General features: G+C 53.4%; 21 protein-coding genes. 13 read left to right on the top strand and 8 right to left on the bottom strand.

Annotation, left to right across the window (positions count from 1 at the left end):
* Positions 1–87 precede the first annotated feature (87 nt).
* The 8 genes from hofQ to trpS all read left to right on the top strand — a co-directional run bounded on the left by hofQ (position 88) and on the right by trpS (position 7,935).
* The gene (gene hofQ, locus KKH3_RS18015) at positions 88–1,362 is read left to right on the top strand and encodes a DNA uptake porin HofQ (protein WP_080756559.1); all 1,275 of its coding nucleotides are present in this window, start codon (positions 88–90) and stop codon (positions 1,360–1,362) included.
* A gap of 351 nt (positions 1,363–1,713) precedes the next feature.
* Positions 1,714–2,235: a shikimate kinase AroK gene (aroK, locus tag KKH3_RS18010; protein WP_039362855.1), complete on the top strand. Its 522-nt coding sequence runs from the start codon at positions 1,714–1,716 to the stop codon at positions 2,233–2,235.
* A 51-nt stretch (positions 2,236–2,286) separates the two neighbouring features.
* A complete protein-coding gene (gene aroB / locus KKH3_RS18005; RefSeq protein WP_039362853.1) occupies positions 2,287–3,372 on the top strand; it encodes a 3-dehydroquinate synthase in 1,086 nt (361 codons plus the stop codon).
* Between the two features lie 166 nt (positions 3,373–3,538).
* Complete coding sequence (locus KKH3_RS18000; RefSeq protein WP_039362850.1) at positions 3,539–4,555, top strand: SPOR domain-containing protein; 1,017 nt, start codon at positions 3,539–3,541, stop codon at positions 4,553–4,555.
* 79 nt (positions 4,556–4,634) lie between these two features.
* On the top strand, positions 4,635–5,447 hold the full coding sequence (gene dam, locus KKH3_RS17995) for an adenine-specific DNA-methyltransferase (protein WP_039362847.1): 813 nt from the start codon (positions 4,635–4,637) through the stop codon (positions 5,445–5,447).
* Between the two features lie 112 nt (positions 5,448–5,559).
* A complete protein-coding gene (gene rpe, locus KKH3_RS17990; RefSeq protein ID WP_010277661.1) occupies positions 5,560–6,237 on the top strand; it encodes a ribulose-phosphate 3-epimerase in 678 nt (225 codons plus the stop codon).
* A complete protein-coding gene (locus tag KKH3_RS17985; protein ID WP_039362845.1) occupies positions 6,230–6,934 on the top strand; it encodes a phosphoglycolate phosphatase in 705 nt (234 codons plus the stop codon). The genes rpe and KKH3_RS17985 overlap by 8 nt, the downstream gene beginning before the upstream one ends.
* Positions 6,931–7,935, top strand: a complete 1,005-nt coding sequence (gene trpS, locus KKH3_RS17980; protein ID WP_039362843.1) for a tryptophan--tRNA ligase — start codon at positions 6,931–6,933, stop codon at positions 7,933–7,935. Before KKH3_RS17985 ends, trpS begins: the two co-directional genes overlap by 4 nt.
* A gap of 74 nt (positions 7,936–8,009) precedes the next feature.
* On the opposite strand, the gene KKH3_RS17975 is transcribed toward trpS, so the two are convergent.
* The 8 genes from KKH3_RS17975 to nirB form a co-directional block, all read right to left on the bottom strand.
* Positions 8,010–9,467 (bottom strand): M20 family metallopeptidase, encoded by a 1,458-nt coding sequence (locus KKH3_RS17975; protein WP_039362841.1) that lies wholly within the window; start codon positions 9,465–9,467, stop codon positions 8,010–8,012.
* 94 nt (positions 9,468–9,561) lie between these two features.
* The gene (locus KKH3_RS17970) at positions 9,562–10,431 is read right to left on the bottom strand and encodes a transporter substrate-binding domain-containing protein (protein WP_039362837.1); all 870 of its coding nucleotides are present in this window, start codon (positions 10,429–10,431) and stop codon (positions 9,562–9,564) included.
* Positions 10,432–10,527: 96 nt separating this feature from the next.
* The gene (locus KKH3_RS17965) at positions 10,528–11,292 is read right to left on the bottom strand and encodes an ABC transporter ATP-binding protein (protein ID WP_010277637.1); all 765 of its coding nucleotides are present in this window, start codon (positions 11,290–11,292) and stop codon (positions 10,528–10,530) included.
* Positions 11,289–12,023, bottom strand: coding sequence for an ABC transporter permease (locus KKH3_RS17960; RefSeq protein WP_039362835.1), 735 nt, complete (start codon positions 12,021–12,023; stop codon positions 11,289–11,291). Before KKH3_RS17960 ends, KKH3_RS17965 begins: the two co-directional genes overlap by 4 nt.
* Positions 12,023–12,739 (bottom strand): ABC transporter permease, encoded by a 717-nt coding sequence (locus KKH3_RS17955; protein ID WP_039362833.1) that lies wholly within the window; start codon positions 12,737–12,739, stop codon positions 12,023–12,025. The genes KKH3_RS17960 and KKH3_RS17955 overlap by 1 nt, the downstream gene beginning before the upstream one ends.
* Positions 12,740–13,227: 488 nt before the next feature.
* Entirely contained in the window at positions 13,228–14,607 is a 1,380-nt protein-coding gene (gene cysG / locus KKH3_RS17950) for a siroheme synthase CysG (RefSeq protein WP_039362830.1), read from the bottom strand.
* A 79-nt stretch (positions 14,608–14,686) separates the two neighbouring features.
* The gene (nirD, locus tag KKH3_RS17945) at positions 14,687–15,055 is read right to left on the bottom strand and encodes a nitrite reductase small subunit NirD (protein WP_039362828.1); all 369 of its coding nucleotides are present in this window, start codon (positions 15,053–15,055) and stop codon (positions 14,687–14,689) included.
* Entirely contained in the window at positions 15,052–17,604 is a 2,553-nt protein-coding gene (gene nirB, locus KKH3_RS17940) for a nitrite reductase large subunit NirB (protein WP_039362826.1), read from the bottom strand. Before nirB ends, nirD begins: the two co-directional genes overlap by 4 nt.
* Positions 17,605–18,241: 637 nt before the next feature.
* On the opposite strand from nirB, the gene KKH3_RS17935 reads away from it, so the two are divergent.
* From KKH3_RS17935 to KKH3_RS17915, 5 genes are all read left to right on the top strand, one after another.
* Positions 18,242–19,396, top strand: a complete 1,155-nt coding sequence (locus KKH3_RS17935; RefSeq protein ID WP_039364310.1) for a mandelate racemase family protein — start codon at positions 18,242–18,244, stop codon at positions 19,394–19,396.
* A gap of 101 nt (positions 19,397–19,497) precedes the next feature.
* On the top strand, positions 19,498–21,108 hold the full coding sequence (locus KKH3_RS17930) for an ABC transporter substrate-binding protein (RefSeq protein WP_039362823.1): 1,611 nt from the start codon (positions 19,498–19,500) through the stop codon (positions 21,106–21,108).
* A gap of 132 nt (positions 21,109–21,240) precedes the next feature.
* Positions 21,241–22,281 carry an ABC transporter permease gene (locus KKH3_RS17925; protein ID WP_039324730.1) on the top strand — a complete coding sequence of 347 codons (1,041 nt, stop codon included), beginning with the start codon at positions 21,241–21,243 and terminating at the stop codon, positions 22,279–22,281.
* 38 nt (positions 22,282–22,319) lie between these two features.
* A complete protein-coding gene (locus tag KKH3_RS17920; RefSeq protein ID WP_100018545.1) occupies positions 22,320–23,201 on the top strand; it encodes an ABC transporter permease in 882 nt (293 codons plus the stop codon).
* On the top strand, positions 23,173–24,060 hold the full coding sequence (locus tag KKH3_RS17915) for an ABC transporter ATP-binding protein (RefSeq protein ID WP_080756558.1): 888 nt from the start codon (positions 23,173–23,175) through the stop codon (positions 24,058–24,060). Before KKH3_RS17920 ends, KKH3_RS17915 begins: the two co-directional genes overlap by 29 nt.
* Positions 24,061–24,092 lie beyond the last annotated feature (32 nt).

The following is a 24,092-nucleotide window of genomic DNA, read 5'->3' as shown; positions in this document are numbered from 1 at the left end:
CTGACTGATGCTGCGTATTCGTTTTTTAGCAGATCTCTTTTGACCGATTTCTTTTGACCACAGCGTATCTCAATAACAAGGAAAGTGATGAACATGAGGATGTTATGTCAGGTGGTGGCGTGGATTGGACTACTTCTTCTCGCCGCGCCGTTTCAGTCCAGTGCGGAAAGTTCGGTATCGATGGCGTTTGAAGACTCACCGATACCTCGGGTGCTACAGGCATTAGCCGATCACCAGCAGCTCAATGTGGTGATCGCACCGGGCGTGACGGGGAATCTTAGCCTAAGGCTGGCAGATATTCCCTGGCAGCAGGCACTGGATATTGTTTTGCGCATGGGGAAGCTCAGCGCTGAGCGTAACGGCAACGTGCTGATGATTTTCCCGGCCGATCACCTTCAGGCCTTGCAGAAAGAGCAGGACGAGCGTGTAGCGGAGCAGGCGCAGAAACTGCCGTTGCACAACCTTTCTGTGGCGTTGCAATACGCTGATGTCACTGACGTTGCGACGAGTGTTCAGGCTCAACGTGGGACGCTGCTGTCTACGCGTGGCAGCGTAACCGTGGATAAACGGACGAATACTTTATTGATTCGCGATACGGAAGAGGCGCTGGCACAGCTCGAGTCGTGGGTGAAGGAACTTGATCTGCCCTTAGCGCAGGTACAACTGGCGGCGCATATCGTCACCATCAGCAGCGAGCACCTACAGGCGCTGGGTGTGAACTGGGGGCTGGGAGAAGGAGACGCGGCAAACAAGGCGCTTAGGCTGAATAATTTTAACGTTGGCCTGCCTGTGGATACGCCAGCGATCAATGCCGGATTCCATTTGGCGCGATTGAATGGTCGCCTGCTGGATCTGGAGTTAATGGCGCTGGAACAGGAAAGTCAGGTCGAGATTATCGCCAGCCCTCGCTTGTTTACTGCACACCAGCAGACCGCCAGTATTAAACAAGGCACGGAAATTCCGTATCAAGTCTCCAGCGGCGCCAGCGGATCGACGTCTATCGAGTTCAAAGAAGCGGTGTTAGGGATGGAAGTTACGCCGGACATTCTGCGTGCCGGACGGATTACGCTGAACCTGAAAATCAGCCAAAACATGCCGGGGCAGACGATCAAACAGGGCGATAATGGTGAAGCGTTAGCGATCGACAAACAGGAAATCCAAACTCAGGTGACGGTCGCTGATGGGGAAACTATCGTTTTAGGCGGCATTTTCCAGCAGCAAAAAAAGAACAGCGACAGACAGGTGCCACTACTGGGTGAGGTTCCCGTATTTGGTCATCTGTTCAGAAACCATACTCAGCAGCATACGCGACGAGAATTGGTCATTTTCATTACGCCGACGCTGATACCCGCGTCATCGTGAGTAAACCCAGGCGGGCTCTGATGTCATACGGTGTTTTTTATTCGGATTGGGCGCAATATTTTGTCACGTTCGTCGCTTATGAGTTTGACGCTGCGGCGGATTTAGCTTACAAGGGTTAGCGAATTGAGCACTGAAGTGTTGTTCCTCCGAAAATGTCGATAAAACATACTGCATTGACCCCCTGTGGTCGGTGTGACATTTTATTCGGTTGCCAAACTACCCTGAGTCTTGAGATAATTTTTTGTCTGATTCTCGCACTATCGCTCATGAGGTTTCAGTTTAGGTCCCGCCGCTGGGTTGATTGGCGGGGCGGGTTATCATTAACGAATTGTCTTAGTAATACCAAAAAACATGGCAGAGAAACGCAATATCTTTCTGGTTGGGCCTATGGGTGCCGGCAAAAGCACTATTGGCCGTCAGTTAGCTCAACAACTCAATATGGAGTTTTTCGACTCCGATCAAGAAATTGAGCGACGCACTGGGGCTGATGTGGGCTGGGTATTCGATGTGGAAGGCGAAGAAGGCTTCCGCGATCGTGAAGAGAAAGTCATTAATGAATTGACGGAAAAGCAAGGCATCGTACTGGCGACAGGCGGTGGCTCAGTCAAATCACGTGAGACGCGCAATCGTCTTTCCGCGCGCGGCGTTGTCGTTTATTTGGAAACGACAATCGAGAAACAGCTGACCCGCACGCAGCGTGATAAGAAGCGTCCGTTACTTCAGGTTGAAACCCCTCCACGTGAAGTATTGGAAGCGTTGGCGAAAGAGCGGAATCCGCTTTATGAAGAAATCGCTGACGTGACCATTCGGACTGACGAGCAAAGTGCCAAGGTCGTTGCTAACCAGATTATCAATATGCTGGAAAGTAACTAAGAGCATACCTTATCCGCATTGAGCGGATCCTGAACGGGTTGTTTAACGCGCATGGAAAGAATTACCGTAACACTTGGGGAACGTAGTTACCCCATTACGATAGCCGCTGGATTATTTGATGATTCGGCTTCTTTTATGCCGTTGAAAGCGGGGGAGCAGGCCATGCTGGTGACGAACCAGACGTTGGCTCCTCTCTACCTTGACCGCGTTCGTGGTGTGTTGGAAAACAGTGGCGTGCATATCGATCAGGTTATCTTACCTGACGGCGAGCAGCACAAATCGCTGACCGTATTGGATCAGGTTTTTACCGCGCTGTTGGCGAAACCGCATGGTCGTGATACGACGATTGTTGCCTTGGGGGGCGGTGTCATCGGCGATTTAGCCGGTTTTGCCGCGGCCAGTTATCAGCGTGGCGTCCGGTTTATTCAGGTGCCAACAACGCTGTTATCGCAGGTAGATTCTTCTGTCGGTGGTAAAACCGCCGTCAATCACCCATTGGGTAAAAACATGATCGGGGCGTTCTACCAGCCCGTATCGGTCGTAATCGATCTGGACTGCCTGAAATCTTTACCGGCACGGGAATTGTCATCCGGGCTGGCGGAAGTCATTAAATACGGCATCATTCTGGATCGCGATTTCTTTCTTTGGCTCGAAGAAAACATTGAAGCCGTACGTGCGCTACAGCATGACGCGCTGGCTTACTGTATTCGTCGCTGTTGCGAGATTAAAGCGGCGGTGGTTGCCGCAGATGAACGTGAAAGCGGTATGCGCGCGTTGCTCAACCTGGGCCATACTTACGGGCATGCCATTGAAGCAGAAATGGGCTACGGTAACTGGCTCCACGGCGAAGCGGTGGCGGCAGGCATGGTGATGGCTGCGCATACGGCACGTCGTCTTGGGCAGTTCTCCGCTGAGGATGTTGAGCGAGTTAAGTCTTTGCTAATTCGCGCTGGCCTGCCAGTGAACGGCCCGACGCAAATGACACCTGAATCCTATCTTCCTCATATGATGCGCGATAAGAAAGTGCTGGCGGGCGAGTTACGTCTGGTGCTGCCAACGGCAATAGGTCAATCAGAAGTTCGTGGCGGCGTAGCGCATGACATGGTGTTGGCTTCGATAGCAGATTGCCTTGCCTGATGCGTAATGCTATCGGGTGATGAAAGACGATCGGTTATGAAAGATAAGTATTAACGACAGATACGCCCTGATGGGTTATGGTTAATAAAATACAATGCGTTACGATTCAATGATTCGCCTTGGCGACTGCGTGGCGAATTCGAGCTTTTTAGTGGGGAGATGTTAAATGGATGAGTTCAAGCCGGAAGATGAGCTGAAGCCTGATACCAGTGACCGTCGACCTACTCGTCAACAGAAAAGCAGCAGCTTCGCGGTACCTAAGTTCGCGCTTTCCAGACAGCACCTGATGATTGGTATCGGGATTGTGGTGTTGGTATTGCTGATCGTGGGTATCGGTTCTGCTTTGCAGGCACCTTCTCAGCCACAAACGTCACAGACGCAGAATCAAGCGAATGGCGAGCGCAATATAGACCTGTCTTCCTCGTCCTCCATGACACAGAACGCGCAGCCTTCCTCACCGGGTGAAAGCCCTGCGGCAGTGTCTGGCGAAGCCAGTCATGGGCAAATCCCAGGGCAGGTGTCTTCTCAAACGCCGACGTCGCCTCAGACATTAAGCGCTCCACCGATTTCTGGTACGCCGACGGATGCGCAGGTTCAGCCGCCAGTGGCAGGCCAGCAGCGTATTGAGCTGCCGGGCAATATCACTGATGCGCTGTCGCAACAGCAAGGGCGCGTGAGCGAATTCTCTCAGGGTGTGGCAGGAAATTCGACGTTGCCAACGGCACCTGCGACGGTTGCTCCGACGGGGAAAACGCCAGCGACCTCATCCGCTAAAAATACGCACAGCACGACGCCTGCACACGCTAGCAACACTAAGCCTGCGGCGAACAACGCGCCAAAAGCGTCAGTAGCAAGCAAACCTGCCGCTAATGCAAAAGCGACTCCTGCTGCGGCCGGACAAAATGTCTCTGTACAGAATGCGCCTGCCAGCCACTTTACTTTGCAACTGAGCAGCGCTTCACGCTCGGATACGCTGAAAGCCTACGCGAAACAACATAATCTCGCCCATTCGTGGGTGTATGAAACGAAACGAGACGGAAAATCCTGGTATGTGTTAGTGACCGGAGTCTATGCTTCTTCTGCGGAAGCGAAACAGGCGATTGCCGCGTTGCCCGCAGAGGTACAAGCGAAAAAACCATGGGTTAAGCCGATCCGCCAGGTGAAGCAGGACTTGAATAAGTAACACCAATTTTAGCCCTGATGTGCTGTCTGACACAGAGTACAATCCGCGGCTCTGAAACGTATGAGTAACTAACGACGGCATGAAGAAGAACCGCGCTTTTTTAAAATGGGCTGGTGGTAAATATCCGCTGGTAGAAGAAATTCGTCGCTATTTACCCGCAGGAGACTGTCTTATTGAGCCCTTTGTTGGCGCGGGTTCTGTATTTTTGAATACGGAATACGATCGCTACATACTGGCTGATATTAATAGCGATCTGATTAATCTCTACAATATCGTCAAATCGAATGCAGATGAATTTGTTACCGACGCCCGTAAACTTTTTACGGATGAGGTCAACACGTCAGAGACATTTTATCTGCTGCGTGACGAATTTAATCTTTGCAACGATGCCTATCGGCGCGCGTTGCTGTTTCTCTATTTGAATCGCCACTGCTATAACGGCCTGTGCCGTTACAACATGCGCGGTGAATTCAATGTTCCTTTCGGGCGCTACAAGAAGCCCTATTTTCCTGAAGAAGAAATTCGCTGGTTCGCCTTCAAAGCGCAAAATGCCACTTTCGTCTGTGAGCATTATCAGGACACGTTGGAAAAAGCAGAGAAGGGATCGGTTATTTATTGCGATCCGCCTTATGCACCGCTGTCTGCTACCGCGAATTTTACGGCCTATCACACCAATAATTTCAGCCGTGCCGACCAGCAGAGTTTGGCGCAATTGGCGCGCCGTTTATCAGTAGAAAGCAAGATTCCGGTGCTGATCTCCAATCATGACACTGTGCTGACCCGTGAGTGGTATCAGGAAGCTGTGCTGTATGTTGTTAAAGCGCGCAGAACGATTAGCCGTAATATTTTAGGGCGTAGTAAAGTAAACGAGTTATTAGCCCTATATCGGTAATACCGTTTGGGGTAAACAGAGCGCGGTGAATCGGTTGATGCCGTCTGAGAGGCGTCATTAGCCGGGAAGAGGTTACCCGCAGGCATTCAGACTTTATCGTTTGGAGAAATGAATGAAACCGTTTTTAATCGCGCCGTCCATTTTGTCGGCTGATTTTGCCCGTCTTGGTGAAGATACCGCTAACGTATTGGCTGCCGGGGCTGATGTGGTCCATTTTGATGTCATGGATAACCACTATGTGCCAAATTTGACGATTGGCCCACTGGTTCTGAAATCCCTGCGCGATTACGGCATTACCGCGCCGATTGACGTTCACCTGATGGTGAAACCGGTTGATCGTATCATCCCGGATTTCGCCAACGCGGGTGCCAGTTTCATTACCTTTCATCCCGAAGCCACGGATCATCTCGATCGTTCATTGCAGCTGATTAAAGATCACGGCTGCAAAGCCGGCTTGGTGTTTAACCCAGCGACGCCGCTAAGTTATCTCGATTACGTCATGGATAAGCTGGATATCATTCTGCTGATGTCAGTTAATCCTGGATTTGGCGGCCAGTCCTTTATTCCCAGCACGCTGGATAAGCTGCGTCAGGTTCGTCGCTTGATCGACGACAGCGGTTACGACATTCGACTGGAAGTCGATGGCGGCGTAAAAGTGGACAATATCGGTGCCATTGCTGAGGCGGGCGCGGATATGTTTGTGGCGGGATCGGCTATTTTTGGTCACCCAGATTACCGTGCCGTCATTGATCAAATGCGTAGTGAAATTTCAAGGACGACACATGACTGAATTAACCGCAGTTCGCGGCTTGGCTTTTGATTTGGATGGGACGCTGATTCACAGCGCACCGGGTCTGGCGGCGGCGATCGATCAGGCTTTAGTGGCGCAGTCGTTGCCTGCCGCGGGCGAAGCCCGTGTTGCCACCTGGATTGGTAACGGTGCGGACGTGATGGTGGAACGGGCGCTGCGCTGGGCTGGCGTTGAACCCACTGCTGTGCGCTTGCAGGAAACCCGTGAGCGGTTCGATCGCTATTATGCGCAGACGGTGGATAGCGGTAGTACGCTGTTTCCACAGGTAAAAGAGACGCTGGCGCAGTTGGCACAGCAGGGCGTTCCGATGGCGGTGGTGACCAATAAACCCACGCCGTTCGTTGCACCGTTGCTGGCAGGGTTAGGGATCGGCGACTATTTTTCGCTGATTATCGGTGGCGATGACGTCATTGTGAAAAAGCCGCATCCTGCACCGCTCTATCTGGTACTCGCTAAACTGGGGCTGCGTGCCAGCGAACTCCTGTTCGTCGGCGATTCCCGCAATGATATTCAGGCGGCACAGGCGGCGGGCTGTCGCAGTGTCGGCATGACGTATGGTTATAACTATGGTGAAGCGATCGAGCTGAGTCAGCCTGATGTCGTTCTGGATCGTTTTGCCGATATTTTGCCCCTGATCGGGCATTCTTCTTCACACAATCAGGAACCCTTAGTATGAGCAAGCCCATTGTATTTAGCGGTGCGCAACCGTCTGGTGAATTGACCATTGGTAACTACATGGGGGCGTTACGTCAGTGGGTCAACATGCAGGACGATTACGACTGCATCTATTGCATCGTGGATTTGCATGCCATCACGGTACGTCAGGATCCGCAGGCGCTGAGAAAAGCGACGCTGGATACGCTGGCGCTGTATCTGGCCTGCGGCATCGATCCGAAAAAGAGCACCATTTTTGTTCAGTCTCACGTGCCTGAGCACAGCCAACTGAGCTGGATACTGAACTGTTACGCGTATTTCGGCGAACTGAGCCGTATGACGCAGTTCAAAGATAAATCCGCGCGTTATGAAGAGAACATCAACGCTGGTCTGTTTAGCTATCCGGTGCTGATGGCGGCAGATATCCTGCTGTACCAAACGAATCAGGTACCGGTGGGTGAAGATCAGAAGCAGCATCTGGAATTGAGCCGTGATGTTGGGCAGCGCTTCAACAGCCTGTATGGCGACATTTTCAAAGTGCCAGAGCCGTTTATCCCGAAATCGGGCGCCCGCGTGATGTCGCTGCTGGAGCCGACCAAGAAGATGTCCAAATCTGACGATAACCGCAATAACGTTATCGGGCTGCTGGAAGATCCGAAAGCGGTGGTGAAGAAGATCAAACGCGCGGTGACGGATTCCGATGAGCCGCCAGTCGTTCGCTATGACGTAGCGAATAAAGCCGGGGTATCGAACCTGTTGGATATTCTGTCTGGTGTGACGGGAAAAACCATCCCTGAGCTGGAGCAGGAATTTAACGGCCAGATGTATGGTCACCTGAAAGGCGCGGTGGCGGAGGCTGTATCCGGTATGTTGTCTGAGCTACAAGAACGTTATCATCGCTACCGTAACGATGAGGCTTTCTTGCAACAGATCATGCGTGAAGGGGCTGAAAAAGCCAGTGCTCGCGCACAGGAAACGCTGAAGAAAGTTTACGACGCTATCGGTTTTGTTGCCCGTCCGTAAGTCTTAATGACCGTCAGGAGACTCTCTCCTGACGGTTCCCTACTACTTCTTATCTATCTCTTTGAATCAGCGTCTTATCCCTGTGGGATAGGCGGAAACACGTCGTCTGGAATCGGGTTCTCAAACGGTGTCTGCTGTAATCTTTCCTGATGGTCGGCTTTTGCCTGTGCAATCAGTTCGGGCGTGACCAGCAGATCGATAGCCAGTGATGCCATCGCTTTCGCTGCGTATTCCGTACCTTTGTGTGCGGCACCGGTTTTCCCCTGTGCGACCAACTGCCACGAATGCGCCGGTGTGCCGATGGCATAGGTGGCGCTGCGAATTTGCACGGTCGGCACAACCCAACTCACCGTACCCACATCGGTAGAGCCGATGAAGGCGTCATTCGGGCTATACAGCGGATAAATCCCGTCGTGCAGCGTTAAGCCCGGTTGAGGTTTAACGCCGAAACGCGCGTAGGATTCGGCGATGTCTTCTGCGCTCAGCGCGGTCTGGAACATCGCTGCCATCTTACGGTCTTCGTCATCGAACGGTATTGGGCCAAGCGCCAGCAGATGTTCGTGCATACGCGCTTCCAGCGGCGGATTTGCCAACAGATTGGCATCGCCGCTAATCACTTCGCTACTGACTTCGGTTTCTGTCATCAGCGCCGCGCCCTCTGCAATTTTCTTCACACGTTTGACCAACTGGTGCAGTTCCGGCAACTGACGTGCCCGTACGAGGTAACGCACGGTGGCGTTGGCCTGAACGACGTTCGGGGCGTGGCCACCGCTGTCGGTAATGGCATAGTGGATGCGGGCGGAGGACGGCATGTGCTCGCGCATGTAGTTCACGCCAACGTTCATGAGTTCCACGGCATCCAACGCGCTGCGGCCCAAATGCGGGCTGGCTGCGGCATGCGCGGCGCGGCCTTTGAAGTAAAAATTCAGTTCGTTACAGGCCAGCGATACCGGGCTGTTGACGCCAGTGAAGGTTGCTGGGTGCCAGCAGAGGGCGATATCGACGTCGTCAAAAACGCCTTCCTTGACCATAAAGCCTTTGGATGAGCCGCCTTCTTCCGCAGGGCAGCCGTAAAAGCGTACGGTTCCGGACAACGCGTGCTTTTGCAGATAATCTTTCACTGCCGTCGCCGCCTGTAGCGCTGCGGTACCGAGCAGGTTATGTCCGCAACCGTGGCCATTGCCACCGTTTTCCAGCGGCTTTGGCTCAGCGACATTCGCCTGCTGGCTCAGCCCCGGCAGCGCGTCGTATTCACCCAGAATGGCAATAATCGGCAGACCTTCGCCGAATTCTCCTAATAGCGCGGTTGGCATGTCGGCGATGCCTTTCGTCAGACGGAAGCCTTCTGCTTTGAGGACGGCTTCGTGCTGCGCCGCCGAACGATGCTCTTCGTAGTTCAGTTCCGGCGTATCCCAGATGCCGTCGCTCAGCGTACAGAACTGCTGCCGCTTGGCGGCAATCAGATCGCAGATCTCTTCTACGTTCTGGTGATTGACGGCTGGCAGCGTTCCTTCAGTGTGTATTGCATTCATGCGTGGTGTGCTCGTTTGATTTTTCTGATGGCATTAACGAGGGGCGTGTCACAGCCCGTTAGCCATGACACGCGGTTCAGCGATGGAGTAACGCTTAGAGTGGCGTGGTGTCCATACCGAACCATTTTTCGCTCAGTTTTCTGATGGTGCCGTCTTCTTTGGCTTGATCAATCGCCTTGTTGAACATGGCTTTCAGCTCAGGATCGCTTTTACGCAGGCCAACGGAAGAACCGCTGCCCAGAATGCCGCCGATGAACTGTGGCCCTGGCGTGACGATGTCAGCATTGCCCGGTTTTTCCGAAATGCTTTTGAGATAAGGCGCGGAAGCGATAACCAGATCCACACGGCCCGCTTTCAGATCCAGATCGTGTTCCTGCGTGGTTTTATATTCGCGTACCTTCATCACGCCTTTCATATATTTATCCAAAAAGGCGCTGGCGATAGAGGCGGACTGTACGCCGATGGTTTTGCCTTCCAGCAGCGGTTTCAGCTTCTCAATCTCTGCCTTGGCGGTGGCTTCGTCGGCTGGGTTAATGGAGAAGCGCTGGCCCGCGTCTGGGAAATCTTTAGCGAGTTTGCTGGATTTAAGCACGGCGAACGTCTGCCCTGCCTGCGTGTACGGCTGGCTGAAATCGATCACTTCACGGCGTTTGTCCGTGGCGGACATACCAGAGATGATCGCGTCGAACTTGCCGGCATTCAGTGCAGGAATGGTGCTGGTGAACGGCTGAACCATGATCTCGCATTTCACCTGCATGTTGTTACACAGCACTTTATACAGCTCGATCTCCATACCATCCAACGTGCCGTCTGGTTTGGTGAAGTTGTACGGGTGGTAAGCGCCTTCGGTCGCGATGCGGACGGTCGTCCATTTTTTCTCTTCTGCTGAGGCGGTGAATGAGGCAGCCAGCGTTCCTGCCATACACAGCGAGCAGGCGAGCAGTGTGAGTTTTGATTTGATCATGATGGTGTTCTCCTGGTACTTCATATAATTATGTTTTTCCCACTTTCATCACGTGACAGAGAGATAAATCTGCACATGAAGCTAGCGGGGCTGTGTTTACCAACTGGCAATAAATTGCCGGAAGCGCGCCGACTGGCTGGCGGTGAAAACGTGCTCCGGCGTGCCTTGTTCTTCAATTTCCCCCTGATGGAGGAAAACGATGCGGTTGGAGACTTCGCGGGCAAAATCCATTTCGTGCGTGACGACCAGCATGGTCATTCCTTCATCCGCTAGCGTGCGCATCACGCGCAGCACTTCGCCGACCAGCTCAGGGTCGAGCGCGGAGGTCGGCTCATCAAACAGCATCACTTTCGGTTCCATCGCGAGCGCACGGGCAATCGCGGCGCGCTGTTGCTGACCACCGGATAAATGTGCGGGATAGTAGTGACGCTTATCTGCCAGACCGACTTTCTCTAACAGCTGTTCGGCGTGCTCCACGCACTCCGCCTGTGGACGCTTTAAGACGTGCACGGGCGCTTCGATGATGTTTTCCAGTACGGTCTTGTGTGACCAGAGGTTAAAATTCTGAAATACCATGCCCAGTTGGGTACGAATTCTGTCGATCTGTTTGAGGTTCGACGGACGGTTCTGCCCTTTGCGGTTCGGCTTCATTTCAATCGCTTCTCCGCCGACGATAATCTCGCCCTGATCGGGAAGCTCAAGCAGATTGCTACAGCGCAGCAGCGTCGATTTACCTGAACCGGACGATCCCAAAATTGAGATGACTTCCCCCTGATTGGCCTCAATCGAAATCCCTTTCAGGACGTCCAGAGAGCCGAAGCTTTTATGAATGTTGCGCAGGCTAATGGCGGGTGTCGTCATTGCAGATCTCCCAAGTTCTTCATTTTTTTCGCTGCCGGTTGCGCACCCGGCGCACGGAGATGAGGAGTAAGCGTAAATTCTGTCCACATCAGTAAACGTGTCAGAATAAGGTTAATAAACAGATAAATAGCACCAGCGACCAGGAACACTTCGAGCGCACGGTAGGTTTCCGCGATGAGGCGTGCGGCGATCCCGGTGATTTCCATCAGCGTGATGATGGAAGCCAACGAGGTCGACTTAACCATCGAGATCAGCTCATTACCGTAAGCGGGAAGCGCCTGACGGATTGCCAGCGGAAAAACGATACGCTTGAAAATCATGAACGACGGCATGCCGCAGGCGCGTGCCGATTCGATCTGGCCAACCGGAACGGACTGCAACCCGCCACGGATAATTTCACTGGCATAGGCACCGGTACACAGGCTGAGCGACAGCAGGGCGCACCAGTGTGGCTCCCGCAGGAAGGGCCAAAGCATACTTTCGCGAACCCAGGGGAATTGCCCCAGCCCGTAGTAAATCAGGAACAGCTGCACCAGCAACGGCGTACCGCGGAAAAACAGGACGTAGGTCCGTGCAATTGAGCGCAGGATGGCAAAGGATGATAGCTGCATCAACACCAAGCCCAACGCCAGAAAGAAGCCCAGAAAGACCGAGCTGACCGCCAGTTGCAGGGTTAACGGGATACCGGGAATAATCTCCAGAAACGTTTCGTACAGAAAAGGAAAATCCATCAGCGTTTCACACCCCGGGAATAATGAGACTCGGCACGGCGCATAATCCAGCCGGAACAGATTGAGATAGCCAGATACAGCAGTGCGGCCGCCATGAAGAAATCAAACGGTTTACCGGTAGAACCTGCGCCGGTTTGCGACTGCGTCATTAGCTCTGCGACACCAGTAACGGAAACCAGCGCGGAGGTTTTCAGCACCAACTGCCACACATTGCCGAGTGGCGGGATCGCGTGGCGCAGCAGGAGCGGTATGATGATGCGGCGCAGGCGCAATAGTGTTGGCATACCACAGGCTTTGGCGGCCTCAATTTCCCCTTTGGAGACGGCGTAGAACGCGCCGCGATAAACTTCCGTCTGCTGTGCACCGGAGGAAATACCAACGGCGAATACCCCGGCGAGGAAGCCCGGAAAACCAAAGAATTCATTGCTGCCAAACAGTGTGGCGAGCAGGGTTAATGCAGAGCTTCCGCCGAAATAAAGCAGGTAGATGATGAGGAGATCGGGGACGCCACGGATGAGAGTGGTGTAGCCATCGGCCAGATAGCGCACGGGGCGGTTGCCGCAAATTTTGGACCAGGCACCGATCGTGCCGATCACCGCCCCCAGCAGGAAGCCGCCGATCGCCAGTGCGATCGTCATTCCTGCCCCAATCAGTAATAATTTCCCCCAGCCATGTTCACCAAAACTGATGAGCTGCCAGAAAGTAACGTCTTCCACAAGTGACTCCAAACTGCTTACTTATTGTTCTGCTGAACAGAACTGTTTTTGTGATGAGAGGACGACATACTCCGTTCAGGAACGAGAGTAGAAATACGTCATGATGCGATGCATCACCCTTCGATATGTACGTATTCGATGAGGCACTCATTTCGATAAAGCACGATGGCTTGACGATGAAATCGGTTCGATAGGAACGCTTCAGAGGTCGTGCCGCGAATCTATTAGAAAGCTAAGCAATAGTCGGGCCACGTTTTACGTAAAAGATTATTGATTATTTATTCATATAGTCTGCTTATTAATGAGTTTTGTTTTAGTCAAAATAAGGCAGATGTGGCCTGCGGTAAAGCATTAAAGTGACATTTTGTAAGGGAGTATGTTCAAAATAGTGCATTATTATGCTATGTGGCGGGGCGTTGCATTATGATGGTGCAATAACCGCTATCCGGTAGAACGGATAGCGGGTGAGTAGAGTATCAGGGAGAGGATTATGCTGTCTGGTCAGAGAACCAGTTCAATTTTTCCCGTAGACCAACGACGTCGCCGATGATGATCAAACTCGGGCTGCTGGCCTGCTGTGCTAATTCGCTCAGTTGGGAGAGCTGTCCACTCAGAACGCGCTGCTTGGTTGAGGTGCCGTTTTCAATAATCGCGACAGGTACGCTTTCCGGTAACTGCTGTTCGATTAACTTGCTTTGAATGTACTCAGCCTGCTGAAGCCCCATGTAAAACACCAGCGTCTGTTTTTCCGCTGCGAGGCTAGACCAGTCCAGATCGTTGTCGTGCTTAACGTGTCCGGTGATCAACCTGACGCCCTGCGAGTGATCGCGATGGGTGAGTGGGATACCGCTGTAAGCGGAACAGCCTGACGCGGCGGTAATACCAGGTACGACGGAGAACGGTACACCGGCCTGTTGCAGGTGTTCCAGCTCTTCGGCACCACGGCCAAAGATAAAGGGATCACCGCCTTTCAGCCTGACGACCCGGTGGCCTGCTCGCGCCTTTTCTTCCAGCAACTGATTGATTTGATCCTGAGGAACGCTGTGATAGCCAGATGATTTACCGACGAAGATGCGCTCGGCGTCACGGCGTGACAGGTTGAGAATCTCTTTCGATACCAGTCGATCGTAAACGACGATGTCGGCCTGCTGGAGATGCTGTAGGCCTTTTAACGTCAGTAATCCTGCGTCGCCTGGCCCAGCGCCGACCAGCGTGACTTCACCTCTGTCATCCAACGGTGCGGAGAAAAGCAGTTCTGTTAGTTGTTGAACGCGCTGACTGTCTTCATTGGCCAGCGCCTGCGCCAGCCGATCGTGTACGAAGAGTTTTTCCCAGAAGCGGCGGCGTGCGCTCATCTTGCAGAAGCGTTTTTTTACCCGGCTGCGCAATTCGCCAGCGAAGGCTGCCAGCTTACCGAGATTTTGCGGCAAAATACTTTCCAGCTTTTCCCGCAGTAGCCGAGCCAAGACCGGGGCGGCACCGCCAGAGGACACGGCGACCATCAGCGGTGAACGGTCGATGATCGACGGCATAATGAAACTGGCGCGTTCGGGTGAATCAACCACGTTGCAGAAAATCCGGCGCTCGCTGGCGCTGGCATAGACATGGTTATTGACATCCTGATCGTCGGTGGCGGCAATCACTAGCCAGACTTCGTCCAGTAACGTGGGATCGAAGGTGCCGTGTACCAGCGTTAATTGAGCATCCTGCTCCCACGCCCGAAATTGATCGTTAAAATCGAGCGCATTGACGGTAATCACTGCGCCAGCATCTAGCAATAGCCGGGCTTTGCGCTCGGCTATTTCACCACCACCTACCAATAGACAGGGTTTATCATGCAACTGACAGAATATTGGCAGGTAATCCATGTAACGCCTCTTGAAAGCTCAGGTTGTCTTGAAAAATCAAATGGTGATGTGTCCTGCGCGGTATGCAGGACACAGATCATTAAGGTAATGGTTGGCTATTATCAACCGCGCTATCACGATCTGCGATGGATATTTGCACATTACCGTTGGTTACCTGAGCATCATAAGCGGCAACAGAATAGGCTCCATCCTCCAGGCAGAAGCCATCATAAAGGCGGAAATGCTGTTTTTTCAATGGGCTGGCTACCCAAAGATCGTCCTGATGTTCGGCCAGTATCCCACGGCTTAACACGCTAGCCTGTGCGAATGGATCGATATTGCTGATGGCGTACACCTGCTCATCGTTACGTGGGCGGAACACGGCAATCTGTTGCTGCTCGACGAGTGCACAAACGCCGGTGCCGGGCAGGATGTCGTCTAACTTACATACAGTAGTCCACTGGCTCATGCGCTTTCCCCCTCCAGTTCAATCTGTTTTACCGGAATGCGCTCGGCAGGGCGCGCCGGACGGTGCTGTTGACGTTCACCGACCATTTGCACATTCGGATCACGTTCAGGGCTGTTAATGAAGTGGGCAAAGCGTTTCTGTGCCTCTGGATCTTCCAGCGTCGCCTGCCATTCGCAGATATAGCCTTCTCGCAGCCGTGCGATATCGGCTTCAAGCTGATCGTTAATGCCCAGCTTGTCTTTCACAATCACATTGCGCAGATAGTCGATGCCGCCTTCGAGGTTATCCAGCCAGACGGACGTACGCTGGAGCTTATCGGCTGTACGGATGTAGAACATCATGAAGCGGTCCAGATAGCGGACGACCGTTTCGCGATCTAAGTCGGCTGCCAGCAGGTCGGCGTGGCGCGGCTTCATCCCGCCGTTGCCGCATACATAGAGGTTCCAGCCTTTTTCGGTGGCGATAATCCCCACGTCTTTACCCTGTGCTTCTGCACATTCCCGCGTACAGCCGGAGACACCAAATTTCATTTTGTGCGGCGTGCGGATACCTTTGTAGCGGTTTTCTAATTCTACGCCAAAGCCCACGCTGTCGCCGACGCCAAAGCGGCACCAGGTGCTGCCGACGCAGGTTTTTGCCATACGCAACGCTTTGGCATAAGCGTGGCCGGTTTCAAATCCGGCTTCGATGAGCTGAGCCCACACGTCAGGCAGGTCGTCTTTCTGTACGCCAAATAGCGCCATGCGCTGAGAGCCGGTCATTTTGGTGTACAGGTTGTATTGCTTCGCGATGCGACCAATGGCGATCAGGCCATCCGGGGTGATTTCCCCGCCTGCGGAACGTGGGATCACGGAGTAGGTGCCGTCTTTCTGGATATTGCCGAGGAAGTTATCGTTAGAATCTTGTAACGGCGTGTGCTGCGGTTTGAGCACGTATTCGTTCCAGCAGGAAGCCAGCAGGGATGCAACGGTCGGTTTGCAGACTTCACAGCCGTAGCCTGAACCGTGTTTCTCCAGCAGTTGATCGAACGTTTTGATTTTTTCGATTTGGATGAGGTGATACAGCTCTTGGCGCGAATAGGCGAAGTGATCGCACAGGTGATTATTGACTTCGATCCCCTGCTTGCTGAGTTCCGCGTTCAACACCTGTGTAAGCAGTGGGATACAGCCGCCGCAGCCAGTACCAGCTTTGGTGGTTTCCTTAAGCGCCGCGACGGTATGACAACCGCCGTTAATCGCTTTGATGATGTCGCCTTTGGACACGTCGAAGCAGGAGCAGATTTGCGCACTTTCCGGCAGCGCATCGACACCCAGCGTCGGTTTCGCACTGCCAGCGGATGCAGGAAGAATCAGTGCTTCGGGGGAATCCGGCAGCGGGATTTTGTTCAGCATGAATTGCAGCAGGTTGCCGTAGTCCCGCGTGTCGCCGACCAGTACGGCACCGAGCAGCGTTTTATTATCGGCGCTGACGATCAGACGTTTGTAGGTTTCTTTGTTTTCATCCAGCCACATGTAACTGCGAGATCCCGGCGTATGGCCGTGCGCATCGCCAATCCCGCCGACATCGACGCCCATCAGCTTGAGCTTGGCGCTCATGTCGGCACCCTGGAATCGGTTTTCATGCCCCAACAGGTGGTCGACGGCAACCTGCGCCATCTTGTAGCCGGGGGCGACCAGCCCAAATGGCCGGCCCTGCCAGGCGGCACATTCGCCGATAGCGTAGACGTCCGGATCGGAGGTTTGGCACCAGTCGTTAATCGCGATACCGCCGCGTGGGCCGATTTCCAGCGCACACTGGCGCGCCAGTTTGTCCTGTGCGCGGATGCCGGTAGAGAACACGATAAAGTCGACTTCCAGCGTGCTGCCGTCGGCAAACACCATCGTCTTGCGGTTTTCCAGACCGGAATGCTGAATGGCCTGCGTATTCTTGCTGGTGTGTACACGTACACCCATGTTTTCAATCTTGCGTTGCAGCAGGGTGCCGCCCTGTGCATCCAGCTGTTCGGCCATGAGCACCGGAGCGAACTCGATGACGTGTGTTTCCACGCCAAGGTGTTTCAGCGCACCAGCAGCTTCCAGACCTAATAGACCCCCGCCGATTACCGCGCCGCGTTTGCTGCGGCGTGCGCAGTTTTCGATGGCGTTCAGATCTTCAATCGTGCGGTACACGAAACAGTCTTGCCCGTTTGATCCTTTAATGGCCGGGATCCACGGATAAGAGCCGGTGGCCATGATTAACTTGTCGTAATACACGGTACGGCCGGAAGTGGAGTGAATGGCTTTTTCACTGCGGTTGATGGTGATGGCGCGTTCACCGAGCAGGACGTTAACGCCATTTTTTTCGTAGTAGCCTTCTCGCACTAAAGAAAGCTCTTCTACCGTGTGGTGAGCGAAGTAAGAAGAGAGGTGGACACGATCGTAGGCGACGCGGGGTTCTTCACAAAAAACGGTAATATCGTAGGTGGACGTTGGAGCCTTATCCAGCAACTCTTCGATAAAACGGTGGCCAACCATCCCGTTACCGATAACAGCGAGTCTAACTTTGTTCATTTTTGCCTCAAAATTGCTTCTTCTGAGGTTACCTTATCGCTCCACCGTGGGCGCTTATTGATGTACATCAAATTGTCTTTTATATACTACTTTATGAGTATCTTGATGATTTTACTTATTTTTTATTAAGCCTTGGTTTTTGTTGGGGTTTTAGTGACGGACAAAAATGAGGCCTATAGCACGCTTTTGGTCAGAAGCCGACTGGTTAGCGGCCAATCTGCTATCAGAGTAATTGTCCCTCTCGTCAATCATTCACGCTCCTGAGCGCTTAAAAATAAATCTAAGGGATTATCCATTCATTTAATAAGGATATGAAATTTTCTGGTGATAATGCTCACAAACTTATGGGCATTTGCACAGTTATCCGCGACATAATTTCTTCATATGAAAGAAATTGCCTAATGACTAACGGCGTTACAACCTTAATAATTGAAAATAAAACGCCATTTTTTTTTAATTAGCACACTATTTCTTTTATGTGACTCTGATCGACTTATAAGGTCGTACCAGAGAAATATCGGCGTTTTTTATCAACCCGTTCCAACACCGTGAGTGGAGTTATTCTTTAATTATTTATATGGCTTACATGCGCAAATCGTGTACATGAGTTGTGTTAAATATCAAGGCAGGTAACAACGTGAAAATAGAATCAATTGATGTCACCGTCTTCACTTATCCCACTCGTCGGGTTTCCGACAGTGCGGGTCATTCACACCCGGGAGCCGAGAATCAGGCCAAGATGGCGCTGTTAACCATCACGGCAGATGACGGCCAAAAAGGTTATGCTTTCGCTCCGCCGGAAGTGATTCGTCCTCATATCGTTAATGCTTTCTTCCGCAAAGTGCTGATTGGGCAGAACCCGTTCGATCGTGAGCGCCTGTGGCAGGATCTGGTGCACTGGCAACGCGGTAGCGCCAACCAACTGACCGACCGTGCGCTGTCGATTGTGGAATCCGCACTGTGGGATCTGCAAGGTCGTGTGCTGAATATGCCGGTGCATAAACTGCTCGGTGGCTATCGTGAAAAAGTCCCCGCTTACGGCAGCACCATGTGTGGTGATGAGCTGGAAGGTGGCTTATCTACGCCAGAGGAATACGGCCAGTTCGCAGAAAAACTGGTGCAGCGTGGCTATAAGGCCATCAAATTGCACACCTGGATGCCACCGGTGTCGTTCGCGCCTAGCCCGAAGATTGACGTACAAGCCTGTGCGGCAGTGCGTGAAGCGGTCGGCCCGGATATCTGTCTGATGCTGGATGGCTACCACTGGTACAGCCGCAGCGATGCGCTGTATATCGGCCGTGAACTGCAAAAGCTCGATTTCACCTGGTTTGAAGAACCGATGGAAGAACAGAGCATGGCGTCCTACAGCTGGCTGACCAAGAGTCTGGATATCGATGTTATCGGGCCGGAAAGTCTGTCAGGCAAATACTTCAGCCGTGCTGACTGGGTTAAAGAAGGCGCATGCGACATTTTACGCGCGGGCGTGCAAGGCGTGGGCGGTCTCTGGCCATGTATGAAGGTCGCGAGCCTGGCGGAATCCTTCGGTATGGACTGCGAAGTTCACGGTAACGGCGCGCCAAACCTCAACGTCGTTGGGGCGATCAAAAACTGCCGCTGGTATGAGCGCGGCCTGCTGCATCCTTTCCTCGATTATGACGAGCCCGCTGCGTATCTGAATTCGATTGTCGACCCGATGGATGACGAGGGCTTTGTGCATCTGCCGCAACGTCCAGGACTGGGAGAAGATATCAACTTTGACTGGATTGAGGAGCACACCCTAAGTAAAGAATAGCGTTGTATTTTATATGAATAGTTTTGTTCGACCTGAAAGATAGCCTTACCTAAAAAATAAAAAGTTGTCGTCTTCCATGCTCCCACACCTGGAGAATAATGATGAAAGCACGCGCAATACTCCGTACCCTGCTGTTAGGTTCACTCTGCATGGCCGCCACGCCGGCCATTCTATCGGCAAAAACCCCTGATGATCAGCTGATCGTGGGGATGAACATGAACAACATGCTCTCACTCGATCCGGCCGCCATGACCGGTAACGAGGTGGTGGGCATTATCGTCAACCTCTATGACTCGCTGGTGGTGCTGGATCCCGCCAACCTGAGCAACGTTCTGCCTTCTTTGGCGAAAAGCTGGAGCGTCAGTGATGACGGCAAAGTCATCACGTTCAATCTGGTGGATAACGCCAAATTCCATTCTGGTAACCCCGTGACGGCGCAAGATTTCGCCTGGTCGATGAAACGTCTGCTTAACCTCAATATGGCACAGGCCACGACGTGGAAATCCTACGGCTTCACTGCGGAAAACGTGGAGAAAATGATCCGCGCTAAAGACGCGCACACCGTTGAAATCGAACTGCCAAAACCGAACGATCCGAAACTGGTGATCTACTCGCTGGCGACACTGGGTAGCGGCTCCGTGCTGGACAGCAAAACGGTGATGCAGCATGAGAAAAACGGCGACTGGGGCAACGGTTGGCTGACCACGAACGAAGCCGGTTCTGGCCCGTTCAAGCTGGACGTGTGGCAGGCGAAAGACGTGCTGCGTATCAGCAAGGTTGAGAACAACTGGCAGGGCGACGCGAAAATGCGCCGCGTGATTTTCCGTCACATGACCGAGTCACAGGCGCTGCGCCTGATGATTGAAAAAGGTGATATTGACGTGGCCTCTGGGATGTCGGTGCCGGATATCAACGCGTTGAAACAAGATAAAGACGTTGTGGTTGATGAGGTGAAAAAAGGCACGCTGTACTACGTTGCCATGAGCCTGAAAAACGAATACTTCGCTAAACCGAAAGTGCGCGAAGCGGTTCGTTACCTGATTGATTACGATGGCGTCAATAAGACGGTCATGCCTGGCTATGGTTTCTATCATCAGCGCCCTATCCAGAAAGGGATGGATGCGACGTTGCCGGATCCTGGCTACAAGTTAGACGTGCCACGCGCCAAGGCGCTGCTGGCCGAGGCAGGCTACCCGAATGGATTTGAAACCACGCTGCGTGTCCTGTCCGATCAGCCGTTCCTGAATTTGGCGACGTCGGTACAGTCCACGCTGGCACAGGCGGGCATCAAGGCCAAAATCATCTCCGGTACCGGTAATCAGGTTTACGGCGCGATGCGCGATCGTAAATTCGATATGCTGGTCGGTCGCGGCGGTGGCGGCGTCGATCCGCATCCTCACTCCAGCCTGCGTTCTGTTGTCTATAACCCGGATAACAGCGACGAAGCCAAACTGACCAACTTCCAGGGCTGGCGCACCTCATTCTACGACAAACCGCTGAACGACCTGATCGATCAGGCGCTGTTGGAGAAAGATCCTCAGAAACAGAAGCAGATGTATATCAACGTACAGAATCGCTATGAAGAACTGTTCCCGGCCATCATTCCGGTGTCGCAGATGATCGATTCTGTGGTGTTGCGTAAGGACGTGAAAGGCTATGTGCCGCACCCGTCTTCTACGACGCATCTGCGTGAGGTGTATAAGCAGCGCTAGTGTCCATACGTTAAACCGGATGAGTAGCCGATACGTTCCCGGTGACTCATCCCGATCAGATACGTTAAAAAGAGATGACCGCGTGAGTGGTGATTTGCTGTCGCCGCTCACCGGGATCTCAGGAGAAAGAACATGGTTTTCTCTGATTGGATCAAGCCGGGTGGAGTACTGCGTCGTTTGGCAAAACGTCTGTTTCAGGTCGTCGTCACGCTGTTCGGATTATTAATCCTGACTTTCGTGATCGGCCGCGTGATGCCCATCGATCCCGTCCTGGCTATTGTCGGACAGGATGCCGACCAAAGTACCTATCAACAGGTTTACCAACAGCTGGGGTTGGATAAGCCGCTGTATGTGCAGTTCTTTATTTACTTCAATTCACTGATGCATGGGGATTTGGGCAATGCCCTCCTGACCGGGCGACCCGTCATGGATGACATTATCCGCGTTTTCCCTGCCACCATCGAACTTGCCACTATGGCGATTATCGTGGGTGCCGGTCTGGGCGTGCCGCTAGGCGTGCTGGCTGCGGCGCGACGCGGCAAATGGGCGGATTATGTGGTGCGTTTTATCAGTCTGGCCGGTTATTCCACGCCGATATTTTGGGTCGGGATGATGGGGCTGCTGGTGTTCTATGCCTGGCTGAACTGGGTTGGCGGTGCCGGACGGGTTGATATGGCCTACGACGGTCTGGTGGAGAACCGTACCGGTCTGTTGCTGCTGGATTCACTGCTGGCGGGCGAGTGGGATGTGTTCCGCAGCGCGCTGAACCATCTGGTGTTACCTGCCACGATCCTCGGTTTCCATTCACTGGCTTATATCAGCCGTATGACACGTAGCTTCATGCTGGCGCAGCTTTCGCAGGAATACATTATTACCGCGCGGGTGAAAGGGCTGTCTGAGTTCCGCGTTGTCTGGGCACACGCGTTTCGCAATATTCTGGTTCAACTTCTGACGGTGGTGGCGCTGGCGTATGGCTCGCTGCTGGAAGGGGCGGTACTGATCGAAACGGTCTTCTCATGGCCAGGCTTTGGTTCCTATCTGACAGGCAGCCTGCTGCTGGGGGATATGAACGCGGTGATGGGATGTGTGCTGCTGGTCGGGTTGATCTTCGTGACGCTTAACCTGCTGTCGGACATGTTGTATCAAATCTTTGATCCGAGGACGAACGCATGAATATTTCCTCTGAGCAGCCGGTCGGTCGTGAATCGGTAATGCGGACACCGCCGGAAAAACGCGTGAGCCGCCTGCGGCTACGCGGTGCGCGAATCGGCGGGTTTCTCTTGACGATGATGCGAAATCCGCTTACCGCGATTGGTTCTGCGATTGTGCTGATGTTGATTCTGGTCGCCATTTTCGCCCCGTGGATCGCCACGCACGATCCGCTGGTACAGGATTTGGCTAATGCATTACAGGCGCCGAGTGCGGCGCATTACTTTGGCACCGATGAGTTTGGGCGCGATGTGTTTAGTCGTCTGGTCTATGGTTCACGCATCACGCTGTATATCGTGGCGCTGGTGTCGGTCACCGTTGGGCCTATCGGGCTGGCGCTGGGTGTCGTTGCTGGGTATTACGGCGGCATTGTTGATACCATCCTGATGCGTATCACCGATATCTTCATCTCTTTCCCCAGCCTAGTGTTGGCGCTGGCGTTCGTTGCGGCGCTTGGCCCAGGTCTGGAGCATGTGGTGATCGCGATTACGCTGACGGCCTGGCCGCCGATTGCCCGTCTGGCAAGGGCGGAGACGCTGTCACTGCGTCATGCGGACTTTGTTTCTGCCGTGAAGCTGCAAGGCGCATCGTCTATCCGCATCCTGCTGCACCACATTGTGCCGCTGTGTCTGCCGTCGGTGATTATTCGTATCACTATGAATATGGCCGGCATCATTCTGACCGCGGCGGGTCTGGGTTTTCTGGGATTGGGGGCACAGCCGCCCGATCCTGAATGGGGCGCGATGATCTCTGCGGGTCGTCGTTACATGATGGAGTGCTGGTGGTTAGTAACTATTCCGGGGCTGGCGATTTTAATTAACAGCCTGGCGTTCAACTTCCTTGGAGACGGCCTACGTGACATCCTCGATCCCAGAACTGAATAAGTCTTCTCAACGTGTGCCGGGAAGCTCGCCCCTGATGGAAGTGGAAAATCTGCGGGTAAGCTTCGTGAACCGTGGTGCGGTGACGGATGCCGTGCGCGGCGTCTCCTTTACGCTTGGCTGTGAAAAGCTGGCAATTGTCGGCGAATCCGGCTCCGGTAAATCGACGGTCGGCCGAGCGCTGCTGCAACTGCATCCGCACAGCGCGCGGATTACGGCAGATAAACTGCGCTTCGGCGATACCGATCTGCTGAAAGCGGATGAGGCGCGGATGCGTCAGATTCGCGGCAAGCGCATATCCATGATTATGCAGGATCCAAAATATTCGCTGAACCCGGTGGTGTGCGTGGGCGATCAGATTGCTGAAGCCTATCTGGCGCACCATAAGGTGTCGCACCGCGAGGCGAAGGAAAAGGTCATGGCAATGCTGGATGTGGTACGTATTCGCCAGCCAGAGCGCGTATACAATCTGTATCCTCATGAAATCTCGGGTGGGCAGGGGCAGCGCATCATGATTGCGATGATGCTGATTACTGAACCTGAAATCGTGATTGCCGATGAACCGACCTCTGCACTGGATGTGTCCGTGCGACTGCAAGTGCTGGCGATGCTGGACGATCTGGTCAGCGAGCGCGGTCTGGGGCTGATTTTCATCAGTCACGATATCAATCTGGTGCGTAGCTTCTGCGATCGGGTGCTGGTGATGTATGCCGGACGCGTCGTGGAGTCCATTGCTGCCGCGGATCTGGACAACGCCCAGCATCCGTACACGCGTGGGTTGCTGAATTCGCTGCCGGATATCGACCATCGACGCCCGCGTTTGCCGGTGATGAATCGCGATCCTGCCTGGATCAATGGATAAAGGGGATAATCATGGCAACTGAAGCAATGCGT

The sequence above is a fragment of the Pectobacterium actinidiae genome (assembly GCF_000803315.1).
Classification (GTDB): Bacteria; Pseudomonadota; Gammaproteobacteria; order Enterobacterales; family Enterobacteriaceae; genus Pectobacterium; species Pectobacterium actinidiae.
Note: the sequence above shows the minus strand (reverse complement) of the source record. Positions and strands in the feature narration are given on the sequence as shown.

Coding starts and splice junctions, on each gene's coding strand:
- cysG (WP_039362830.1), bottom strand. CDS start 14,607: ATGGATTACCTGCCAATATTCTGTCAGTTGCATGATAAACCCTGTCTA.
- hofQ (WP_080756559.1), top strand. CDS start 88: ATGAACATGAGGATGTTATGTCAGGTGGTGGCGTGGATTGGACTACTT.
- KKH3_RS17965 (WP_010277637.1), bottom strand. CDS start 11,292: ATGACGACACCCGCCATTAGCCTGCGCAACATTCATAAAAGCTTCGGC.
- KKH3_RS17970 (WP_039362837.1), bottom strand. CDS start 10,431: ATGATCAAATCAAAACTCACACTGCTCGCCTGCTCGCTGTGTATGGCA.
- KKH3_RS17920 (WP_100018545.1), top strand. CDS start 22,320: ATGCGGACACCGCCGGAAAAACGCGTGAGCCGCCTGCGGCTACGCGGT.
- KKH3_RS17930 (WP_039362823.1), top strand. CDS start 19,498: ATGAAAGCACGCGCAATACTCCGTACCCTGCTGTTAGGTTCACTCTGC.
- KKH3_RS17960 (WP_039362835.1), bottom strand. CDS start 12,023: ATGGATTTTCCTTTTCTGTACGAAACGTTTCTGGAGATTATTCCCGGT.
- nirD (WP_039362828.1), bottom strand. CDS start 15,055: ATGAGCCAGTGGACTACTGTATGTAAGTTAGACGACATCCTGCCCGGC.
- KKH3_RS17975 (WP_039362841.1), bottom strand. CDS start 9,467: ATGAATGCAATACACACTGAAGGAACGCTGCCAGCCGTCAATCACCAG.
- KKH3_RS18000 (WP_039362850.1), top strand. CDS start 3,539: ATGGATGAGTTCAAGCCGGAAGATGAGCTGAAGCCTGATACCAGTGAC.
- trpS (WP_039362843.1), top strand. CDS start 6,931: ATGAGCAAGCCCATTGTATTTAGCGGTGCGCAACCGTCTGGTGAATTG.
- dam (WP_039362847.1), top strand. CDS start 4,635: ATGAAGAAGAACCGCGCTTTTTTAAAATGGGCTGGTGGTAAATATCCG.
- KKH3_RS17925 (WP_039324730.1), top strand. CDS start 21,241: ATGGTTTTCTCTGATTGGATCAAGCCGGGTGGAGTACTGCGTCGTTTG.
- KKH3_RS17985 (WP_039362845.1), top strand. CDS start 6,230: ATGACTGAATTAACCGCAGTTCGCGGCTTGGCTTTTGATTTGGATGGG.
- nirB (WP_039362826.1), bottom strand. CDS start 17,604: ATGAACAAAGTTAGACTCGCTGTTATCGGTAACGGGATGGTTGGCCAC.
- aroB (WP_039362853.1), top strand. CDS start 2,287: ATGGAAAGAATTACCGTAACACTTGGGGAACGTAGTTACCCCATTACG.
- rpe (WP_010277661.1), top strand. CDS start 5,560: ATGAAACCGTTTTTAATCGCGCCGTCCATTTTGTCGGCTGATTTTGCC.
- aroK (WP_039362855.1), top strand. CDS start 1,714: ATGGCAGAGAAACGCAATATCTTTCTGGTTGGGCCTATGGGTGCCGGC.